General features: G+C 35.9%; 1 protein-coding gene. It reads left to right on the top strand.

Going from position 1 to position 262, the window contains the following annotated elements; genetic code table 11:
• Window positions 1–262, top strand: a 262-nt coding sequence (locus LI114_RS13950; protein ID WP_227221161.1) for a hypothetical protein, incomplete at both ends; no start/stop codon positions are given.

Genomic DNA, 262 nt, shown 5'->3' with positions numbered 1-262 from the left:
GACAGGGTGCGCGTAGTTGGATTTGGCAAAAGCGTTTCGCAAAAAGCGGTACATGAGAACAAGAAATATCTTGCAAAAAAGCTTGACAAATCTATTATTGATGGTACAATAGATAGTAAGACATATTCTGAAATGCTGGAAAAGCGAACTGTTATTGATAAGGATTCACTTGATTCAAATCACAAAGCTCTTCCTAAGACAGGAAAAGCACATAGTATAGTTGATCTTGTTGAAAATGGAAAAGTAGTTCAACGAAGGATAT

Origin of the sequence: Ruminococcus sp. 210702-SL.1.03, from assembly GCF_020559915.1 — a bacterium.
Taxonomy (GTDB): Bacteria; Bacillota; Clostridia; order Oscillospirales; family Ruminococcaceae; genus YE71.
Note: the sequence above shows the minus strand (reverse complement) of the source record. Positions and strands in the feature narration are given on the sequence as shown.